17 protein-coding genes and 1 tRNA gene are annotated in these 19,938 nt (G+C 67.7%); 12 read left to right on the top strand and 6 right to left on the bottom strand.

Translation table 11 applies throughout. The features are described from left to right. Nucleotides 1–24: 24 nt before the first annotated feature. The 4 genes from HALXA_RS08485 to HALXA_RS08470 all read left to right on the top strand — a co-directional run bounded on the left by HALXA_RS08485 (nt 25) and on the right by HALXA_RS08470 (nt 2,974). The gene (locus HALXA_RS08485; protein ID WP_013879924.1) at nt 25–1,101 is read left to right on the top strand and encodes a ComEC/Rec2 family competence protein; all 1,077 of its coding nucleotides are present in this window, start codon (nt 25–27) and stop codon (nt 1,099–1,101) included. After that, nucleotides 1,101–1,529: a DUF3006 family protein gene (locus tag HALXA_RS22845; protein ID WP_083822833.1), complete on the top strand. Its 429-nt coding sequence runs from the start codon at nt 1,101–1,103 to the stop codon at nt 1,527–1,529. The genes HALXA_RS08485 and HALXA_RS22845 overlap by 1 nt, the downstream gene beginning before the upstream one ends. Before the next feature lie 334 nt (nt 1,530–1,863). Continuing rightward, the gene (locus tag HALXA_RS08475; protein ID WP_013879923.1) at nt 1,864–2,364 is read left to right on the top strand and encodes a gamma carbonic anhydrase family protein; all 501 of its coding nucleotides are present in this window, start codon (nt 1,864–1,866) and stop codon (nt 2,362–2,364) included. A 127-nt stretch (nt 2,365–2,491) separates the two neighbouring features. Continuing rightward, nucleotides 2,492–2,974 (top strand): DUF5799 family protein, encoded by a 483-nt coding sequence (locus tag HALXA_RS08470; RefSeq protein ID WP_013879922.1) that lies wholly within the window; start codon nt 2,492–2,494, stop codon nt 2,972–2,974. Between the two features lie 99 nt (nt 2,975–3,073). On the opposite strand, the gene HALXA_RS22055 is transcribed toward HALXA_RS08470, so the two are convergent. Continuing rightward, nucleotides 3,074–3,217 (bottom strand): DUF7557 family protein, encoded by a 144-nt coding sequence (locus HALXA_RS22055; protein WP_013879921.1) that lies wholly within the window; start codon nt 3,215–3,217, stop codon nt 3,074–3,076. Nucleotides 3,218–3,352: 135 nt separating this feature from the next. On the opposite strand from HALXA_RS22055, the gene HALXA_RS08465 reads away from it, so the two are divergent. Next, on the top strand, nt 3,353–3,643 hold the full coding sequence (locus tag HALXA_RS08465; RefSeq protein ID WP_013879920.1) for a DUF7545 family protein: 291 nt from the start codon (nt 3,353–3,355) through the stop codon (nt 3,641–3,643). 193 nt (nt 3,644–3,836) lie between these two features. On the opposite strand, the gene HALXA_RS08460 is transcribed toward HALXA_RS08465, so the two are convergent. Next, nucleotides 3,837–8,114, bottom strand: coding sequence for a DUF7282 domain-containing protein (locus HALXA_RS08460; protein WP_013879919.1), 4,278 nt, complete (start codon nt 8,112–8,114; stop codon nt 3,837–3,839). 535 nt (nt 8,115–8,649) lie between these two features. Between HALXA_RS08460 and HALXA_RS08455 the strand changes: the two genes are divergently transcribed. The 3 genes from HALXA_RS08455 (at nt 8,650) to HALXA_RS08445 (ending at nt 10,725) form a co-directional block, all read left to right on the top strand. Continuing rightward, nucleotides 8,650–9,237: a biotin transporter BioY gene (locus HALXA_RS08455; protein WP_013879918.1), complete on the top strand. Its 588-nt coding sequence runs from the start codon at nt 8,650–8,652 to the stop codon at nt 9,235–9,237. Nucleotides 9,238–9,298: 61 nt separating this feature from the next. Beyond that, nucleotides 9,299–10,027, top strand: coding sequence for an energy-coupling factor ABC transporter ATP-binding protein (locus HALXA_RS08450; RefSeq protein WP_013879917.1), 729 nt, complete (start codon nt 9,299–9,301; stop codon nt 10,025–10,027). After that, nucleotides 10,021–10,725 carry an energy-coupling factor transporter transmembrane component T family protein gene (locus HALXA_RS08445; RefSeq protein WP_013879916.1) on the top strand — a complete coding sequence of 235 codons (705 nt, stop codon included), beginning with the start codon at nt 10,021–10,023 and terminating at the stop codon, nt 10,723–10,725. The genes HALXA_RS08450 and HALXA_RS08445 overlap by 7 nt, the downstream gene beginning before the upstream one ends. Before the next feature lie 424 nt (nt 10,726–11,149). On the opposite strand, the gene HALXA_RS08440 is transcribed toward HALXA_RS08445, so the two are convergent. Continuing rightward, nucleotides 11,150–11,223, bottom strand: a tRNA-Thr gene (locus HALXA_RS08440). 88 nt (nt 11,224–11,311) lie between these two features. Next, nucleotides 11,312–12,361, bottom strand: a complete 1,050-nt coding sequence (locus HALXA_RS08435; RefSeq protein ID WP_013879915.1) for a class I SAM-dependent methyltransferase — start codon at nt 12,359–12,361, stop codon at nt 11,312–11,314. Nucleotides 12,362–12,468: 107 nt separating this feature from the next. On the opposite strand from HALXA_RS08435, the gene HALXA_RS08430 reads away from it, so the two are divergent. The 4 genes from HALXA_RS08430 to HALXA_RS08415 all read left to right on the top strand — a co-directional run bounded on the left by HALXA_RS08430 (nt 12,469) and on the right by HALXA_RS08415 (nt 16,406). Next, nucleotides 12,469–12,894, top strand: a complete 426-nt coding sequence (locus HALXA_RS08430) for a Rieske (2Fe-2S) protein (protein ID WP_013879914.1) — start codon at nt 12,469–12,471, stop codon at nt 12,892–12,894. A gap of 48 nt (nt 12,895–12,942) precedes the next feature. Beyond that, entirely contained in the window at nt 12,943–13,338 is a 396-nt protein-coding gene (locus HALXA_RS08425; RefSeq protein WP_013879913.1) for a RidA family protein, read from the top strand. 48 nt (nt 13,339–13,386) lie between these two features. Beyond that, nucleotides 13,387–14,160, top strand: coding sequence for a diphthine synthase (gene dph5, locus HALXA_RS08420; protein ID WP_013879912.1), 774 nt, complete (start codon nt 13,387–13,389; stop codon nt 14,158–14,160). A gap of 134 nt (nt 14,161–14,294) precedes the next feature. Continuing rightward, entirely contained in the window at nt 14,295–16,406 is a 2,112-nt protein-coding gene (locus tag HALXA_RS08415; RefSeq protein ID WP_013879911.1) for a beta-glucosidase family protein, read from the top strand. A 52-nt stretch (nt 16,407–16,458) separates the two neighbouring features. On the opposite strand, the gene HALXA_RS08410 is transcribed toward HALXA_RS08415, so the two are convergent. Continuing rightward, complete coding sequence (locus HALXA_RS08410; RefSeq protein ID WP_013879910.1) at nt 16,459–17,439, bottom strand: isocitrate/isopropylmalate dehydrogenase family protein; 981 nt, start codon at nt 17,437–17,439, stop codon at nt 16,459–16,461. 61 nt (nt 17,440–17,500) lie between these two features. Beyond that, a complete protein-coding gene (locus HALXA_RS08405; protein WP_013879909.1) occupies nt 17,501–19,888 on the bottom strand; it encodes a S8 family serine peptidase in 2,388 nt (795 codons plus the stop codon). Nucleotides 19,889–19,938: the final 50 nt, after the last annotated feature.

Below are 19,938 nucleotides of genomic sequence, written 5' to 3'. Positions count from 1 at the left end.
TCCCGCGAGGGCGTCGTGGGGAACGTGCAACGATCCGCCCTCGTCGTCGCCGTCGGACTCACGGTCGTTCTCGCGGGCTGTGCCGGCGGCGTTGATCTCGGTACGTCCACAGATTCCAGCACGGACGCCGCCTCCGTCGATGCCGCCGGCGACCTCGAGATCCACCATATCGACGTCGGGCAGGCCGATTCGACGCTGATCGTCACGCCGGCCAACGAAACGATCCTGATCGATACGGGCGACTGGCGCGACGACGGCCAGACCGTCATCGACTACCTCGAGGCCCAGGATATCGAGCGCATCGACCACCTGGTCGCGACGCACGGCCACGCAGACCACATCGGCGGCCACCCGGCCGTCATCGAACACTTCGAGGAAAACGGCGAGGGCGTCGGCGCGGCCTACGACTCCGGCGTCGCGCACACGAGCGCCACCTACGAGAACTACCTCGACGCGATCGAGGAGCACGACGTCGACCTGTTCCAAGTCGTCGCCGGCGATCGACTCCCCCTCGAGAGTGCGAGCGCCGACGGAAGCAACGCGACGCTCGAAGCGACCGTCCTGAACCCGCCGGAGGAACGTCACAGCGACGGCGTCGACGAGAACAGCGTCGTCCTCTCGCTCGCGTACGGCGAGTTCACCTACCTCACGACGGGCGACATCGAACGGACGACGGAACGACGGTTGATCGACGCGCACGGCGACACCCTCGCGGCCGACGCCTACCAAGCGGGCCACCACGGGTCGTCGACCTCCTCGAGCGATCCCTTCATGGATGCCGTCGACCCCGAAGTCACCGTGATCTCGAGCGCGCTCGACTCTCAGTACGGCCACCCCCACGACGAGGTGCTCGAGAGCCTCGCCGAGCGCGGTATCGAAACCTACTGGACCGGCGTGCACGGCGATACGGTGATCACGGTCGACGGCGGCGACGACGTCTCGGTAACGACCGAGCGCGACGGGCCGACCGACGCGGCCGAACTGCTCGAGCGGAAACACGACGAAAACGACGACAGCGCCGCCAACAGCGTGGGCTTGTCGATCTCCCCTGGCCCAGCGTCACCCGCGATTGATGTGGTTCCCGCGCGTACCGTGGGCTAATGGGCACCAGCTACACTGCGGTCCTCGATCGCATCGTCGAGGCCGAGAGCGAGGGCGAGCGAGCGAGCGAAAGCGAGGATAGGGGCGGTGACAGTACGGAGCCATCCAGCGGGGAGCAACCGAAACCCGAGGAACGCACCGACGGCGAACCGGGACGCGACCGCGTCGAACTGGCCGTCCTCCTGCTCGAGGCCGACGGCGAGGTCGTCGACGAGCGGACGGTCCCCGTCGACCGACTCCCGGTAGACGGCGCTCACGAGGGCGCCGTGCTCGAGGTCGTGGTTGCGGACGACGAAGACGCTGACGAGACTGACATCGAGGCGGGTGCGCTGCTCGAGGTAACGTACGATCCGGAGCGGGAACGGGACCGTCGAGACCGAGCGCAGGACCGGTTCGATCGACTGTCGGAGCGGCTATCGGACGAGTAGGGACTCGGGCACGACGAGTGCAGCAACAGGGGAGGAACGAAGGGGGGTTCGACTCGACCCCTGTTCACCGGTTGGGTAGATGGGGTGAGGTGGTGGGATGACACTCAGCGGAACGGTGGCCGGGGGAAGCCAGAACGCCCGCTGCAATCGTTTATTTCGTAGGATCGATCTTAGCCGTAATGCCAAATCACGTTGGTAGTTATGACAGAATACGTTCTGTTCGTCGCGATCGGCCGACGTGGCTGGACGCGAGGCGATACGACGGGTCGGTGGTCGAACCGCCGAACGCGGCGCACAGATTCAAGGGCGCTCCCGATCCACGGTGAGACGAGACATGCTCCGTTCGTTCGACGGCACGACGCCGCAGATCGCCGACTCCGCGTACGTCGACGAGGCCGCCGTGATCATCGGCGACGTCGTCGTCGAAGCCGACGCCAGCGTCTGGCCGAACACCACCCTCCGGGGCGACCACGGACAGATCGTCGTCGGCGAGGGTGCGAATATTCAGGACAACGCCGTTCTCCACGAGAACGCCGAACTCGAGCCGTACGCGACGGTCGGCCACAGCGCGATCGTCCACGACGCTACGGTCGCCGAGCGCGCGCTGGTCGGGATGAACGCGACCGTCCTCGACGGCGCCCGGATCGGCGAGGGGGCCGTCGTCGCCGCCGGCAGCGTCGTCACCGAGGGCACCGAGGTTCCACCGTCGACGCTCGTCGCCGGCGCGCCCGCCGAGCCGAAAGCCGAGGTCGACGACCCGCACCTCGAGGCGACCGCCGATCGGTACGTCGACCTCGCGGGACGCCACGCCGAGTCGTCCGAACGGCTGGACTGACGAGGTGGCGGAGGAACGAGGCCGGCCGAGCAACCGATGCGGTAATCGCGGCCGCGAGAGCCGTTCGCCCCGGTATCGGCGTCCGTCGAGGGAAACGCTGATACGCGCACCGTGCTAATCGCTGGCCATGAGCGACACCGACTGGACCGACCGGATCGTCGGGGCGCGGATGACCCTCGATCAGGAGTTCTCCTCGCGAATCGCGGAGTCGCGGTTCTCGAACCAGCAGTGGAGCCTGATCATGACCGCGACCGAACTCGAGATCGAGCACGCCGACGATCCCGAGCGCGCCCGGATCGTCGCGAACACCGACAAAGTCGATCAGATCATGCCCGAACTCGAGAACGTGGATCAGGGAATGGGCGCGATGGGCGGTCCGGGTGCCGGCGGCGGCAGCGGCAGCGGCGCCGGCAACGCGAGCGGCTCGGGCGGCGGTCTGGTCGACTCGATCAAAGGCGCGCTCGGCCTCGGCGGCGACGGCGGGAGCGGACAGGGCGCGAAACGCGAGGCGGCCGAACGGCTCACGCAGGAGTACGCCGACGAGCTCCAGTCGAAACTCGAGTCGAACGGCAAGTGGGAGTCGATTCGAGAAATCGCCGCGGAGAACTGATCGGCGCGATACGGTCGGCCGACCGACGACCGCTATTCGGCGACAACCGAGCACCGACCGGGGACAACGCCTGCGGATCGGCGACGCCCGACCGCACCGTCAGTCGCCGGCGCGAAAGAGCGTGTACTCGCTGGTCTCGTAGATGTTGATGAGTTCGGTGACCAGTTCGTCGTAGGACTCGTCGTCGACGCGCAGTTCGTCCAGTCGCTCGATCGTCTCCTCCTCGAGTTCGACGGTGGGCATGTGCGAAACTTCGACGTCAACGGGCAAAAACGCCACGGGCACCCCTCCTCGCCGGCGTTTCTGCCGGTCCGCAACCCGTCCAACCCGTCGTCGCAAGCCACAGCACCTTTAGGCACGCTTCCCGACCGTAGGGATATGTCCGACGACGTGGAGACGATCACCGTCTCGATCACGGCCGACGACGAAACGACAGACGACGTGACGGTCCCCGCGGGGCTCGTGGACCTCGTCGCGGAAGGCGACCAGACGTCCGCCGAGACGGTCGGCGACATCGTCCTGCTATCCTTCGCCAGCCGCGCCCACCACATGGTTCACCACGGCCAGGGCGGGGACGAGGACCTCGAGGCCCAGGAGGAGCGCATCATGGACCTCTTCGAGGAGCGGTTCGGCGTCACCTTCGGCGAAGCGACCGGCCACCAGCACTAACGCGCAACTGAACGTCGAATAACGGTCGATCGCTGCAGTCCTTCGGGTGCGGGACCGTCGTGCTGCGGACTCGACCGTCGCAATTTCTACGACCGCTAGCTGCATACTCACAGAGCTGTCCTCCGCGTCAGGATCGCACGTCGGCGATCCTGCTCGAGCGACGCGATGTACTCGGCAGTCGTCTCTTTCGCTCTCAGACCACTGTTATCCCCGGTTCGCCGGCGGTCGGTTCAGCCGGTGGCTGCGAGTCGCCGGACTGGTCGGCTGCGTCGGCCGACCCGTTCGGCTCCGGCGACGGACCGGGACCGGTCGGTTCGTCGGCTGGCTCGGTTCCGGAATCAGCCGTGTCGTCAGTCGCTCCCGAGTTCGGCGACTCGTCAGGCGTTTCGGGCGGCCCCTGGGGTGATTGGGTGTCCGTTCCGTCTTCGGGCGGCGCTTCCGGTGAGTCGTTCGCACCGGCACCGGCAGCACCCGCGTCGCCGGCATCGGACTCGGCGGCCGCTTCGATCGTCACGCTCGTCTCGACCGTATCGTTCTCGCTCGAGACGGTAATCGGATACTCGCCGGGTTCTAACTCGGCCGTCTCGGCGTTCAGCGTCACGGTCTCCGATTCGCCGGGATCGAGCCCGACCGAGACGGAGTCGGTTTCGGTGCCGGCGACGGCGAGCGTGACCGGCTGTTCGGCGGCCTCGCCGCCAACGTTTTCGACGTCGGCATTGATCGTGAGCGACTCGCCCTGCTCGACGGGTGCGTTTGTATCCGCGATCGAGACCTCGTACGCGGCGGGTTCGGTCGGCGCGATCTCGCCCGCAGTCGCCGTTTCGGCTGTGAGCGCCTCCTCGTAGTCGTAGCGGCTCAGATCGACTTCCCACACCAGTTGCTCGTCGTCGCTTTCGGGCGTCCACTCGACGGTGAACTCGCCCGTCCCGGACTCGAGTTCTTCGGGCGGTTCGTCGTCGGTCGTCCCCTCGACGAACGCGCTGTCGACGAACAGCGGCGCGTCGTTGGGGTTCTCGTAGCCGAAGGTGACCTCGACGGCCTCCCCGTCGTCCGTCGGCGTCGTCTCCTTGACGCCGATTTCGGGCTGTTCGGGCCGGACCTGCTCGAGGCACTCGCTGGCGTCGGGGTTCGGGTAGTCGATCGAGCCGGGGGTCGCGTCCGGCGAGACGATGCCGGTGATCGCGGAGCCGAACTGCCCCTGCGGGACCTCGACGTACGCGCCGTCCTCGGTCTCGGAGACGGCAAAGTCCTCGCCGGTCTCGAAGACGACCGTCCCCTCGACCGGACCCTCGATGTTCTCGCCGACGCTCAACGCGTACTCGCCCATCGAGTTGCCGAAGCCGCCGGACTCGTAGAAGCTGGTGGCCACGATGACCGTATCGCCGTCCTCGAACGAGCCCGTCACCTCCGCGCGCGAGCAGTCGACGAACTCGACGCCGAACGCGGGCGACTCGTCGACCGTGTACTCGATCGTCTCGTTCGCGAGCGGGGCGGCGGTCCCGTTGCCGTCGGCCGTCGCGTTGTCGCCGTCGGCTGCGACGACTGCCACCTCGAGCGTCGCGTTCGCCTCGAGCGGCGGCTCGAGGGCGAGCGACTCGTTTTCGACCGTTTCGCCGGCCGCGAACGCGTCGCTCGCGGCGCGTTGTTCGCCGTCCTCGTCGGTCACGGCGAGCGCGTAGTCGACGGAGGCGTTGGCCTCGTCGACGACGAGGGCCTCGCCGCTGCCGGTCTGGTCGCCGACGTCGAGCGTCGCTTCCGGTTCGGGTTCGGGCCCGGGTTCCGGCCCCTCGTCCGCGACCGCGTACGCGACGGAGTCGTTCGCCAGCGCCTCGTCCGTCGCGGCGTCGCGCACCGAGACGTCGACCGTCGTGTCGTTCTCGAGCGGCGGCTCGAGCGCAATCGATTCGTTCTCGGCCGCCTCGCCGGCAGCAAAGGGCTCGCTGTCGACCCGTTCGCCGTCGTACTCGGCGCTGACGACGTACTCGACCGACGCGTTCGCATCGTCGACCAGCAGGGTCTCGCCGTCGCCTTCCTGATCGCTCACGTTGAGCGTCGCTTCGGGTTCGGGTTCAGACGGTTCGGTCGCGACCGTATACGCGATCGACTCGTTCGCGAGTTCGGCGTCGTCCTCGAGCGCGCGAACGGACACGTTGACGGTCGCGTTCTCCTCCAGCAGCGGCTCGAGGTCCAGTTCGAGATTCTCGACGGACTGGCCCGCGTCGAACGACTCGCTGTCGACGCGCTCGCCGTCGTACTCGGCGGTGACGGCGTAGTCGACGGAGGCGTTGGCCTCGTCCACGACGAGCGTTTCGCCGTCGCCAGTCTGGTCGGTCACGTTGAGCGTGGCCTCGCGGTCGGTATCGTCGGCGACCGTAACGAACGCCCCGTCGAGCACCGGCCCGCCACCCGCGGTGACGTAGGGCTCGTCCTCGGCGCCGTCGGAGTCCACGTAGTCGAACGACCCGTCGTCGTTCGTATCGTGGTGGACGACCGCGACGAGCGCCTGGCTCTCGTTGAGCTGCTCGTCGAGAGCGATCTCGAGGTCCTCGTGTTCGCCGGCCTCGAGATAGGCGGAGGTGCCGACGACGGCGTCGGGATCGGTATCGACCGCGACGCCCTCGTAGATCGCGACGAAGCCGCCCTCCGAGAGTTCGACGCTGTCGACGACGACGCTCGCGCCGTCGGACTCCTGATCGGGGAACTCGATCGACGCGGTCCCCTCGAGTTCGTCGACCTGCTCGATTTTCTGGACGACGGTGACCTCGACGTACTGGACGATTTGCGTCGCGTCGGTGATCCCTTCAGTGACGGCGTACTGGGTCGCGTCCGCCGCCGTCTCCTGGGTCAGCGTCTGGAGTTGCGTCACGCTGATCCGCTGGGACTGGACGACCCGCGCGGTCTCCTCGCAGGCGCTCCGGGCTGCGGTCTGGATCTGTTCGACGCTGGCCCCTTGGGACTGCGAGAGCGCGCCGCTCGAGGCGCCCTGCGCAAGCGTCTGTACCTGCGTGACATCGACGATCTGCTTCTGGGTCACCGCGCCCTCGCCGGCGCCGCGTGCGGCGGCCTGAATCTGCTCGACCTCGACGACCTGGTGCTGGACCGCCGACTGGACGGCGCCCTTCGAGGCGCCGGTGGCCGCGTGCTGGATCTGCGCGATCGACACCTCCTGGCGCTGCAGGAGCGAGCCCTGCGAGGCGCCGTCCGCTGCGGCCTGAATCTGCTCGACGCTGGCTTCCTGACTCTGTTCGATCGCGCCCTTCGACGCGCCGAAGGCGGCCTCCTGAATCTGCGTGATCGAGATGTGCTGGACCTGCTCGACGCTGACGGACTGGACCTGCTTCAGCGGCCCCTTGCCCGCCCCGCGTGCGGCGGCCTGGGTCTGCTCGACCGAGACCGACTGGCGCTGCTCGAGCGCGCCCTTCGCGGCGCCCGTCGCGGCCTTCTGGACCTGCTTGATGTCGACGCGCTGGCGTTGCTCGACCTCGATCGTCTGCTCCCGTTCCGCCTCGAGGACGCTTCGGGTACTCCCCTCGAGCGCGCCGGCCGACGCCCCGGCCGCGGCGTGCTGGACGTGCTCGAGCGTGACCTGCTGGCGTTGTTCGACCGTGACCTTCTGGTACTGCTCCAAGACGCCGTAGGCCGCGCCCTGCGCCGCTTCCTGGATTTTCGGTTTGCTGTCGACGCCCTTGTCGCCGGCTTCGCTGGCGGCGCCCGCGGCGGCGCCGTAGGTCGCGACCTGGATCTGCTCGACGGTCACGCGCTGTTGCTGGGCGAGTGCGCCGTGGGTCGCGCCCCAGGTCGCGCTCTGCAGCTGGCTGGCGTTGACCGTCTGGTGCTGGGCGAGCGCCCCGTCGGTCGCGCCGCCGACCGCGTACTGGATCTGCGTGGCGTTGACCGACTGCTCCTGCATCAGCGAGCCGTGGACCGCACCCGCCGTCGCGGCCTGCACCTGTTCGGCCTCGGCCGACTGGTGCTGGGCGGCGGCCTGCCGCGCGCCGTCGACCGCGGCCGCGCGCTGTTCCTGGGTCACCTCGACGCCCTGGGACTGCGCGAGTTCGATTCCGTCTTCGACGCCCGCTTCGACGGGGTCCTCGTCCTCCTGGGTTCCAGTTTCGGTCTGCTGGGCGGTCGCGTCCGCACTCGAGGACGCAGCCTCGTCGCTCTCGGCTTCATCCCCCTCCTGCGGTTGCATCGCTACCGGCGCGCCGAGCGCCAGAACGTCCGATTCGCCATCGTTCCCGGCCGATGCCGTTTCCGTCGACTCGTCTGTACTGCCCTCATCCGACGGGTCGTCGTCCTGGAACTGCGCCTGCGTGCCGTCCTCGAGGTCGGTGCCGTCGTCCGCCGAACCGATTCCGGACCCGTCGAACGGACCGAGGCCGACGCCGAGCGACGGCAGCGCAACTGCACCGACGAGCACCGCCCCGACGACGAGCGCGACCGCGATGAGCCCAACGCGTGTGCGGCTCACCGCGGATCACCGCAGTTACCCCGGGCACAGTCGCCCGAACTCGATCTTTCAAAACTGGCACGCGCTCTCGCGTACTGTCCACGCGCGCGCCTCGACGACGGGCCCGCCCTTCCGACCGGAACTCGCCGCTCCGTGCCGCCGCGGTCTGGTCGTCCTACTCTCGCCCCGCGATGCCGTCGCCGTGCGTACCGCGTACTACCGGATCGCATTCGTTTCACACCACCCGACCGAATCGGCGCATAAGCGCGCCGTCCGTTTCAGTCAGGACGCGGAGACAATACCGGATTACTTCATCGTGAATCGGCAGCTGGCAGTTCTCGAGCGTTCGACAAGCTGACGGCCCGGTTCTACGCTCGTTCCTGATACCGATACACTCGTGAAACCGGACAGGAACGAACCGTTTCAGCCGGGTTGATTCGGCTCGCGTTCGCGTGACCATCGGTTTCGGCGGGACTCGAGCGTCGCGCGGCGACCCGATCGACCGTCGGTCTCGGAAACCGAAGTTTTGATCTTGGTTTACGAGACACGGTTCGGTATGGCAACCGAACGACAGTCGGTCGATCGCGTCAGCGGCGACGTCGTCCGCCAGTTCGCCCGGGCGGCGCTGATCGCGGCGCTGATCGGCGCGTCCGCGCCCGTAACGATCCCGATCCCGCTCTCGCCCGCACCGATCACGCTGCAGGTACTGTTCGTCTTCCTGGCCGGACTCGTGCTCGGGCCGATCTGGGGGACCTTCTCGCTGGTGCTGTACCTCGCCGCCGGCGCGGTCGGACTCCCCGTCTTCGCCGGCATGAACGGCGGCCCCGGCGTCCTCGTCGGACAAACCGCCGGCTACCTCTGGTCGTACCCGATCGCCGCGGGGCTGATCGGGCTGGCCGTCCACCGGGGTACGGCCCTGCGCGACCCCGCCGCCCAGCCCCTGCCGGTCGTCGTCGCGGCGCTCGTCGCCGGGACGGTGCTGATCTACGGCATGGGCGTCGGCTACATGGCATGGCTCCTCGAGATGAACCTCTGGGAAGCGGTCACCGCCGGCGCGCTGCCGTTCATCCCGGGCGAGATCCTGAAGATGGCCGCCGCGATCGCGATCGTCAAAAGTGGCCGCATCGTCTCGGTGCGCTCGTGATCGGACGCGATCGACCCTCGAGAAGGCGCGCGAAGATCGAGACCGCACGGAGACGCATACGATGATCGAATTCCGCGACGTCTCGTACGCCTTCGAGGACGTCCCCGTCCTCGAGGACCTGTCGCTATCGATCGAGAGCGGCGAGTTCGTCGTCCTGGCGGGCGCGAACGGCAGCGGGAAGACGACGCTGCTGCGCCACTGCAACGGCCTCCTGACGCCGGATTCGGGAACCGTCCTCGTCGACGGCACGCCCGTGACGGACGACCTCGTCGCCGCTCGCTCGCGCGTCGGGATGGTCTTTCAGCATCCGCGCGACCAGTTCGTCGCCGCGACGGTCGGCGCCGACGTCGCCTTCGGCCCCGAGAACCTCGGCCTCGAGCGCGCCGAGATCGACCGTCGGGTCGAAACCGCGCTCGCGGCCGTGAACATGGCCGGCCGCGAGGACGAACGGATCGACGCGCTCTCGGGCGGCGAACAAGCCCGCGTCGCGATCGCGGGCGCGCTCGCGATGGATCCCGACCACCTCGTCCTCGACGAACCGTTCACCGGACTCGACGACCCCGCCCGCCGCTCGGTGCTCGAGCGCCTCGAGTCGCTGTCGGTCGCCGGCACCGGCGTCGTGCTCGCGACCCACGACCTGCGGGACGTCCTCGCGCTCGCGGATCGACTCGTCGCCGTGCGGGACGGACGCGTCGTCGTCGACGATGCGCCCGAGCGAGCGATCGCGGAACTCGAGGGCCTCGAGGTTCGCGTCCCGGAAGCGTTCCGTACCGAGACCGACCGATGTTGACCTACGAACCCGACAATACGCTGGTCCATCGGCTCGATCCGCGCTCGAAGCTCGCGGTCCAGATCGGCTTCGCCGCGACCGCGCTGGCACACACCGACGCGCGAGCCCTACTCGCACTGTCCGCCGTCGCTGCACTCGTCCTCGTCGCGGCGCGGGTACCGCTCCGGCGAACGCTGTACGCGTACCGGTTCGCGTTCGTCATCCTCGCGCTCGCGCCGCTGCTGGCCGCGCTCGCGCTCGGGCCGCCGTGGATCGTCCTCGAGGACGGACTCGCGTCGGCTCGAGCGAGCTACCGCGTCCTGTTGATCCTGCACGTCAGCGCCGCGTACGTCCGGTCGACCCCGGTGCGGGACTCGCGCGCTGCGATCCAGCGGACGATCCCGGGGAAACCCGGCCAGTTGTTGGGCATCGGAATCGCACTCGTCTTTCGCTTTTTGCCCGTTCTGCAGGGCGATATCCGCACGATTCGCGATGCGATGGCCGCTCGACTCGGCACCGAGCGCAGCGCGGTCGACCGCGCGAGCACGCTCGCCCTGCTCGGACTCTCGCGGGCGTTCGACCGCGCGGATCGACTCGCGCTCGCGATGCAGGCGCGGTGTTTTTCGTGGAATCCGACGCTGCCGCCGCTATCGTTCGGACGAGGTGATGCGATCGTGCTGGCGTTTGCGGTCGGATTGGGTCTGACGGCGTTCCTGTAGAGCAAAAGCGAGTGGGGGAGAGGGGAGGGTGGGGAACGAGGGCTACCCCTCGCTCCCCGCAGCCCCAGCCGCGAACTGCCAATCGAGATGGGGGGATGGAGTGACAAGCGGATGGGGGATGCCTCCAGACGAAACGCGTCTGGATGGGCAGTTAATCAGTATCGGTGATGAGTAATAATACTTCGGCAGACGCCCGTCTGACGTCCGTCGACGCGCCGCCCTGCGGTTTTCGATCCAGCGTAGCCTCGTAGCCAACTCTCGAGGGAATTGCTCCCGCGTTCTCCCGATTCTCGCGGGCGCAGTGGGAATGACGGAGCACAGCGTCGCCGCGATTCGACGAGGACTACACAATAACCACGAGCTATCTACAGAAGAAGCGCTAAACGGCCCGATATCCGCATATTACGGGACTCCCGTTAGAAAGAGCCGGTGGAGGGATTTGAACCCTCGACCTAATCCTTACGAAGGATTCGCTCTGCCAGTCTGAGCTACACCGGCGCTCGATTGCATGTATTTGTACGAGCGATAGCAGGCATAAGGATTGCGAATCGATCCGGTCGTGTGACCGCGTTGCGTGATCCGGGCCCTACGCGGACGAACGCTCGAGTCGGACGTCGAGACAGACGTTCAGTTCGTGGGGGGCGTACGAGCGAACGGTGTGTCTGGTTTCGACGGACACGTCGTACTCGGGTTCGGCGGCGTCGCGGATCGCACGCTCGCCGGGGCCGAAGGGGTCGTCCTCGTGCTGGATGTCGTAGTAGTGAAGGACGCAGTCGTCGCCGGCGATGGCAACGGCCGTGTCGAGGAATTCGTCGGCGCTGTGGGGGAGGTTCATGACGATTCGGTCGGCCCAGTTCTCGTAGTTGGGCGCGCCCTTGGTATCGCGTTCCGTGGCGCCCTCGCCCTCGCTCGCGTCGACTCGAGGCGGAACGAGTGTCCGAACGTTCGCACAGATCGCCGTCACGCGATCCTCGACGCCGTTCCGGCGTGCGTTTTCCCGAAGGTACTCGATCGCAGCCGGATTGATGTCGACGCCGACACACTCGGCGCCGCGTTTCGCGAACGGGACGACGAACGGACCGACACCGGCGAACATGTCGAACGCGCGCTCACCGGATTCCACCTGTTCGGCGACGCGGTGGCGCTCGGTCGCGAGCCGCGGCGAGAAGTACACCTCCGCTAAGTCCAGCGCGAACTCGCAGCCGTACTCGCGGTGGACGACCTCGGTGTCCTCGCCGGCCAGCAGTTCCCAGTCGCGGACGCGCGTCTCGCCTTTGACCTTCGACGCCTTGTTCAGGACTGTCTCGACCGGGAGGTCGGACTCGAGGACGGCGTCGGCGATCTCCCAGGCGCGGTCGGGATCGTCTTCGTCGAGCAGCACGGCCTTCCCGAGTCGCTCGTAGGAGGGGTCGAAGCCGAGCAGGTCGGCCGGCCGGGTCTGCGTTCGGCGTTCGTCGGCGGGTCGGCGCACGATCTCGAGGTCGTCGGGGACCGCTTCGGCGTCCGTAATCGGAATGTAGAGATTGCCGTCCTCGACCGCGATCTCGTAGTCGTCGTCGATCAGGTCCGCGTCCGCGAGGTCGCTGCGCGTCGCCTCGCCCTCCTCGCGGGGAACGCGGACGCAGGGCACGTTCATACCGGTACTCGCCGGTCGGCGGCCGTAACGGTGACGTTTTCCCGGACGGCCGCGCGTAGACATCGAGAACGATTAACGGTTATCAGGGAGCCGATCATAGCCGACCTATGAAGCAGCTTACGACCGTCGAGACGGTCCACGAGGAGGGATCCTGGCTGTTTACGGTCCGCGACCAGTACGGCGAACTCGAGGAGGCGCTCCTCGTCCCCTGCGAAGATGGCGTCGAAGGGTGGATCAACCGCTGTACGCACGAGGCCCAGCGGTTCGACACGGGACGGGGAGCGCCGATCCGCAAGGGACAGATAATCTGCCCGCGGCACGGGTCGATGTTCGACACCTGCTCGGGGTACTGCGACAACGGCGAGGCGGCCGACACGACGCTGCCGACGGTCGAGGTCTCGGTTCGCGATGACGGCCGCGTCATCCTCACCGACGGCGACCTGTCGTTCGTCGGCGAGGGCGGGATCGACGAAAACGGGAGCGAGGACGACGGCGACGACGGGCCGGCATCGACATCCCATATCGGATTCTGAGTCTGTTATCTGACTCACATTTATTCTGGCTCAGCCACCACTGTTCGTATGGACCGCTATCCCGTCTCAAGCGGCACCGAGTGGGAATCGACTGTCGGCTACTCGCGGGCCGTCCGCGTCGGCTCGCAGGTTCACGTCTCGGGGACGACCGCCACCGGTGAAGACGGCGACGTCGTCGCCCCTGGCGACCCATACGCACAGACGAAATACGCACTTGAGGTCGTCGCGGACGCGCTCGAGGAGGCGGGTTCGAGCCTCGAGGACGTCGTCCGAACGCGGCTGTACGTCACGGATATCGACGGTTGGGAGGCGATCGGCAAAGCCCACGGCGAGGTGTTCGGCGACGTACGTCCCGCAGCCAGCATGGTCGAAGTGCAGCGACTGATCGATCCGGACCACCGCGTGGAGATCGAAGCGGTTGCAATCGTCGACGGTCCGGGCTAAGTGGGTTATCTCGAAAGCGTATTCCACTTGGTCGCACTACGACCGCCCATGCTCACCTTCATCGGCCTCGGCCTCTACGACGAGCGCTCGATCACCGTCGAGGGGCAAACGGCGCTTCGAAACGCCGACCGCGCCTACGCCGAATTCTACACCAGCAAGCTCATCGGGACGACGATCGAGGACCTCGAGTCATACCACGACGCCGAGATCGAAGTCCGAGACCGAGCCGGCGTCGAGCAGGAGCCGGACGCCATCCTCGAGGCCGCCGAGAACGAGGACGTGGCCTTCCTGACGGCCGGCGACACGATGATCTCGACGACCCACGTCGACCTCCGGCTACGGGCCCACGACCGCGGCATCGAAACCCGCGTGATCCACGGCGTCACCGCGCAGACGGCGACCAGTTCGCTGACCGGCCTGCAGAACTACCGGTTCGGAAAGGCGACGACGCTGCCGTTCCCCTACGCACACGGGGCGGACGGCCTCCCGGCGAGCGTGACCGAGACGATCGACGCGAACAGAGCGGACGGCCTTCACACGGTGGTCTACCTCGACATCAAAGCCGAGCGCGAGGAGTACATGACTGCAGATACGGGCGCCGAATTGCTCGCCGAGGCGTACCCGGACCTCGTCGGCGTCGTCGTCGCCCGCGCCGGCAGTCCGGACCCGCTCGTCGAGGCCGGAACGATGACCGAACTCGCCGACCGGGAGTTCGGCGACCCGCTCCACCTGCTCGTGATTCCAGGGGAATGCCACCTCCTCGAGGCCGACGCGCTGGTCGAACTCGCCGGTGCGGACCGGGAGCATCTCGAAATCGCCTGAACGTCTCGGAGTCGCCGCAGTCGACCGGGCCGGCGTCGAAAGCGCGGGCGTATACTGGCGGAAAGACGGCGACTGTTTCTGCTTCGGTCGACGTTATGGTATGGTAGTGACATATACTCCGTAGAGGGAGTTATATGGGAACGAATATCGCGGACCTCGTCGACGACCTCACGCTTGAGGAGAAGATCGACCTCGTTCACGGCGCGCCTGACCCGGACGGAAAAGCGACCGGCTACGTGCCCGGCAACGATCGGGTCGGCATCCCGCCGCTTCGGATGGTCGACGGCCCGCTCGGCGTCCGGGCGATGGCTGAACGCGCCACGGCGTTCCCCGCGTCGATCGCTCTCGCGGCGTCGTGGAACCCGGAACTGGCCCGCGAGTTCGGCGCCGCGCTCGGGAGGGAGACGGCGGCCCACGATCAGGACGTCGTGCTCGGACCGGGCGTCAACATCGTCCGCGTTCCTCACGGCGGACGGAACTTCGAATACTACAGCGAGGACCCGCACCTCGCGTCTCGGACCGGCGTCGGGACGATCGAGGGCATCCAGTCCGAGGGCGTCGCGGCGACGGTCAAACATTACGTCGCGAACAATCAGGAGACGAACCGCTACGAGGTCAGCGCCGACATCGGCGAGCGGGCGCTGCGCGAGATTTACCTGCCGGCGTTCCGAGCGGCGGTCGAGGAGGGTAACGTCCACTCCGTGATGACTGCCTATAACCGGGTCAACGGCGCCCACATGAGCGACCACGGGTATCTCCTCTCGGACGTGCTGAAGGATGAGTGGGGGTTCGACGGCCTCGTCGTCTCCGACTGGTGGGGCACCCGCAGCACCGTCGACGCGGCGCTGGCCGGTCTCGACCTCGAGATGCCCGGCGTCGAACTCGAGGAGTTCCTCCCCGCCGATCCGGAGGAAATGGACGCACCTGGCGACGGAGGCGGGACCGGCGACGGCGCGCTGCCGCCGCTACCGGACGTCCCCGCCTACTTCGGCGAGCCGCTTCGCGAGGCCGTCGAGGGCGGCGACGTCGACGAATCGGTCCTCGACGAAAAGGTCTCGCGACTCCTCGATCTCCTCGAGTCGATCGGCCGGTTCGACAACGGTGCGCCCGAGGGCGAACTCGACACCGACGAGCATCGCCGGCTGGCCCAGGAAATCGCGATCGAGGGGACGGTCATGCTGCAAAATGACGGCGCGCTCCCCCTGGCGGACGACGAGTCGATCGCCCTCGTCGGACCGAACGCCGATACCGCGAAACTCGGCGGCGGCGGATCGTCCGAGGTAACGCCGTTCACGGAAACGAGTCCGCTCGAGGGACTCGAGGATCGCGCGGCCGACCTTACGTTCGAGCGCGGCGTCGAGCCGATCGCCGAGTCGTCGTTCTTCGACGACGGTGACGAGACGACGGACGAGGGCAACGCGAGCATCGATGCCGCAGTCACAGCCGCCGACGAGGCCGACTGCGCGGTCGTCGTCGCACAGGACGACGCGACGGAGTTCACAGACCGCGACTCCCTCGAACTCCCCGGCGACCAGAACGAACTGATCTCGGCCGTCGCCGACGCCGCCGAGCGAACCGTCGTCGTCCTCCGGACCAGCGGTCCCGTCGCAATGCCGTGGCTCGAGGCCGTCGACGCCGTCCTCGAGACGTGGTACCCCGGGCAGGCCGACGGCGAGGCGCTCGCGGCCGTGCTGTTCGGCGACGCGGATCCCGGCGGCCGGCTTCCGGTGACGTTCGGACAGTCGGCGGCAGACTATCCGACCGCCGACGAGGCGGCCTTCCCGGGCGTCGACGACGTCACAAGCTACGATGAGGGCGTCTTCGTCGGCTACCGGTACTTCGACGAGCACGACCGCGAACCGCTGTTCCCGTTCGGCCACGGGCTCTCGTACGCAGCTTTTGAGTACGACAACGCCGCTGTTACCGAGACCGACGCCGGCTTCGAGGTCACCGTCGGCGTCAGCAACGCGAGTGACCGTGCCGGCACGGAGGTCGTACAGGTCTACGCTGCCAAGGCGGCTGCACCCGTCCCGACCCCCGAGCGCGAACTCGTCGGCTTCGAATCAGTCTCGCTCGGGGCCGGCGAATCGACGGCGGTGACCGTCTCGCTCGAGGCCGAGGACTTCGCGTACTACGACGAGAGCGAGGACGGACCGGACGGCTGGACGGTCGCGCACGGTACCAACATGATTGCTGTCGGCCGCTCGTCGCGAGACCTGAAGGCCACGCTCGAGGTCGACGTATAGCGTCGTCGGTCGTAGAGGTGGTGGGAGAAGAGATAACCGAAGACAGCGAAACTTAGAGTCGCCCGATAATCGCGTTCGTCACGTCCTCGGTCGAGGCGTCGCCGCCCAAGTCCGGCGTTCGCGGACCGTCCTCGAGCGTCGCCTCGACGGCCTCGTGGACCGCCTGTCCCTCCTCGTCGTAGCCGAGGTACTCGAGCAGCATCGCGGCGGAGATGATCGTCGCGGCCGGGTTCGCGACGCCCTCGCCGGCGATGTCGGGCGCGGTGCCGTGGACGGGTTCGAACAGCGCGCGCTCGGGGCCGACGTTCGCGCTCGGGAGAAGACCGAGGCCGCCGACCAGCCCGGCGGCCAGATCCGAGAGCACGTCGCCCGCGAGGTTCGGACAGACGATGACGTCGAACTGCTCCGGGTTGAGACAGACGTGCGTCGCGAAGGCGTCCATCAGCACTTCGTCGGTTTCGACGCCGTTCTCGTCGGCGACGCGCTTGATCGTGTCGCGGAAGAGGCCGTCCGTCTCGCGCATGACGTTCGCCTTGTGGGCGATCGTGAAGCCGTCGTAGCTGTTGTCCTCGACGTACTCGCAGGCGAACTCGCCCAGGTCCTCGGAGGCCGACTCGGTAACCACGCGGGTCAGCGTCGAGACGTCCTGCGTCAGTCGGTCCTCGATCCCCGAGTAGACGCCCTCGGTGTTCTCGCGGAGGAAGACCAGATCGGTCTCGGGACGGACGGCGTCGACGCCGGGATAGGCCTTCGCGGGTCGGATGTTGACGAACGAGTCGACCGCGTCGCGCAGCGGCAGGATGACGTCGGCCGCAGTCTCGCCGGCCGCGCCGAACAGCGTCGCGTCCGCCGACGCCGCGAGGTCGTAGGTTTCCTGGGGCAGCGCCTCGCCGGTTTCTTCTTTGACCGCGTCGCCGGCCTCGGCCTCGACGAACTCGAAGTCGACGTCGAGCGCCTCGAGGACCTCGACGGCCGCGGGCGTGACTTCCTGACCGATTCCGTCGCCGGGGATGACGGCGATTTCGTGAGTCATGCCACAACGTCTCGCGGCGGGGGAAAAGAGGGTATCGATACACGTAAACTGGTCACGAACCTTACGACTCGCGAGCGCGCTGCCACGCGTAGACGCCGCCGAGGACGGCACACAGCGCGAACAGTGCGGCGACCGTTCCAGTCACGGGGAACGGCACCGGCGCCGGGAGCGGTACTGTCACGCTCACAGTTTCGCCGCTCGCGACCGGTCCCGTCTCGACGGCGTTCGACTCGAACTCGGGTGCGGCGGCTTCGACGGCGTACGACTCGCCAGTTCCGGGGACGACGACCTCGAGCGTCCCGTCCTCCCGTGTCGTCCCGTTCGCATCGTACGTGACGCCGCTGTCACGTTCGACTGTCACAGTCGCGTTTTCGATCGGCTCTCTATCTTCCGTCTGGACGGTGACCGCGAGCGCGGCGTCCCCGTCGAGCGTCACCGATTCCGCGAGTCGGTCTGTATCAGCGGCGAACGAAACCGCTCGCTCAGCGTCGACGTACCCGTCAGCGCCCACGCGGAGGTCGTACTCGCCCCGCGTCGGCACGTTCTCGAGGCGGTACGTCCCGTCGCCGACGTGCGCACCGGTGTACGTTCCCGCCGGTCCGACGGCTTCGACCGTCGCCGCCTCGATTCCGTCGCCGAAGTGGGCGTCGGTCACGTCGACTTCGATCGTCCCGTTGCCGGCGAGTTCGACGTCGAGGGTCGACGTCTCGTCGCTGGCGACGGTCCGGGTTTCAGTCACCGACTCGTACCCGTCGCGCTCGACGACGACGGCGTACTCCTGGTCGCCGGCCAACCCGGGAATCTCGTAGCGACCGTCCGCGTCGGTTGTCGCCTCGTACGGGTCGCCCTCGCCGATGACTTCGACGGTCGCGTTCGCGATCGGGGCGCCGGTTTCGGCGTCGGTCACCGTCCCCGCGAGCGTCGCGTACTGACCGACCGCATCGATCGCCGCGTAGGCGTCGACGATCCCGCTCCCGTAGCGGACGTCTTTTGCTGCAGGAACGTCCTCGCCCTCCGGTTTCCAGGCCGTCTCCTCGAGCGCACGTTTGATTTCGTCGGGCGAGAGCTCTTCCGCGGTCGCGGACTGCACGAGCGCGACCGTGCCGGCGACGTGTGGCGCCGTCAGACTGGTCCCGAGGTTCGTTCGGTAGCCGCCGCCGGGCGTCGCGCTCTTCACGCTCACGCCCGGTGCGACGACGTCGGGAACGACGTACGAGTCGGGCCAACGGACCGGCGCGTCGCCGCGCCACTCGCCGGCGGTGTCGATCTCTTCGCCGCCGGAGAAGGAGGGGACGTCGTCCGACCGATCGATCGCTCCGACGCTGACCACGTCGTAGGCGTTCCCCGGCGACAGCGACGTTCCCTCGCCGCCGTTGCCGACCGCGCCGACGACGACGGTACCGGCTTCGCGGGCGTTCTCGATCGCGTCGACGGAAGCGCGACTGTGGCCGTCCCACCCCAGACTCAGACTGATAACGTCGGCGTCCTCCTCGAGCGCCCACTCCATTCCGGCCAGAATGGTCGAGGAACGCCCGCCGCAGCGCTTCCGGTTCTCGCAGTCGGTCATGACGGCCCCGTGGAGCAGGGTCGCGTCCGGCGCCACGCCGATGTGGGTTCCGCTGGCGTTGCCGCCGGCGACGATGCCCGACACCTGCGTCCCGTGGCCGTCGTAGTCGACCGGCTCGGCCGACGGGTTGTCGTCGAAGTCCTTCCACTCCGCGACCTCGATGTCCGGATGGTCCGCATCGACGCCGGAGTCGAGCACGGCGACTCTGACGCCTTCTCCTCTGGTTCGGAACGCGTCCCAGGCCTCGGGAACGCGGATCTTCTCGAGTCCTTCAGTATACTCCGCGCTCGAGGATTCCCCCGCGGTCGCCAATTCGGCTCGCGTCGCCGTCGCCTCGCCCGTGCTCGGCGCCGACGGAGCGGCTACCGAAGAACTCGAGACGACGGCATCCCGCTCGATGCGCGTCACGCCCTCGAGTTGCGCGAGATCCGCCAGCGACGCGCGCTCGGTATCGACCGTTACCTGAGCTGCGTTCGTAATCCAGAACGAGCGCTCGAGCGTGACGCCCTCGGTCGCGTTCGCGTACCGCTCGAGGGATTGCTGTGTCGCCTCGGCGTGGCTCCGTCGAGCGGCGATGATATCGTCCTCGCGTTCGCCCTCGACCTCGATCTCGTCAACACCCTCGTCGACACTCGAGACCGCCTCGCCGTCGAACGGTTCGAGTCGGATCAGCGTCGTGACGGTTCCGTCGGCGTTCTCGAGCGCGTCGGCGACGGGAGCAGGTTCGGCGGAAGCGGGAGTCGCATCGTCCGGCGCGGACGCAGCGGGTGTCGCCGCCCACGCGCCGGGAGCGGCTCCGATGAACAGGACGCAGAGAAGGCATGCAACCAGCGCCGCCACTCCGGCGGACCGCGCTCGAGAACCGATCGTCGAGGCGGACATTGCTCGAGCGAAGACAGTCGGCGCGGTTAAACGTACCTGTTGACTCGGCG

The organism is Halopiger xanaduensis SH-6 (genome assembly GCF_000217715.1).
In the GTDB taxonomy this organism is placed as follows: domain Archaea; phylum Halobacteriota; class Halobacteria; order Halobacteriales; family Natrialbaceae; genus Halopiger; species Halopiger xanaduensis.
This window is presented reverse-complemented; position numbering and strand designations above follow the sequence as displayed.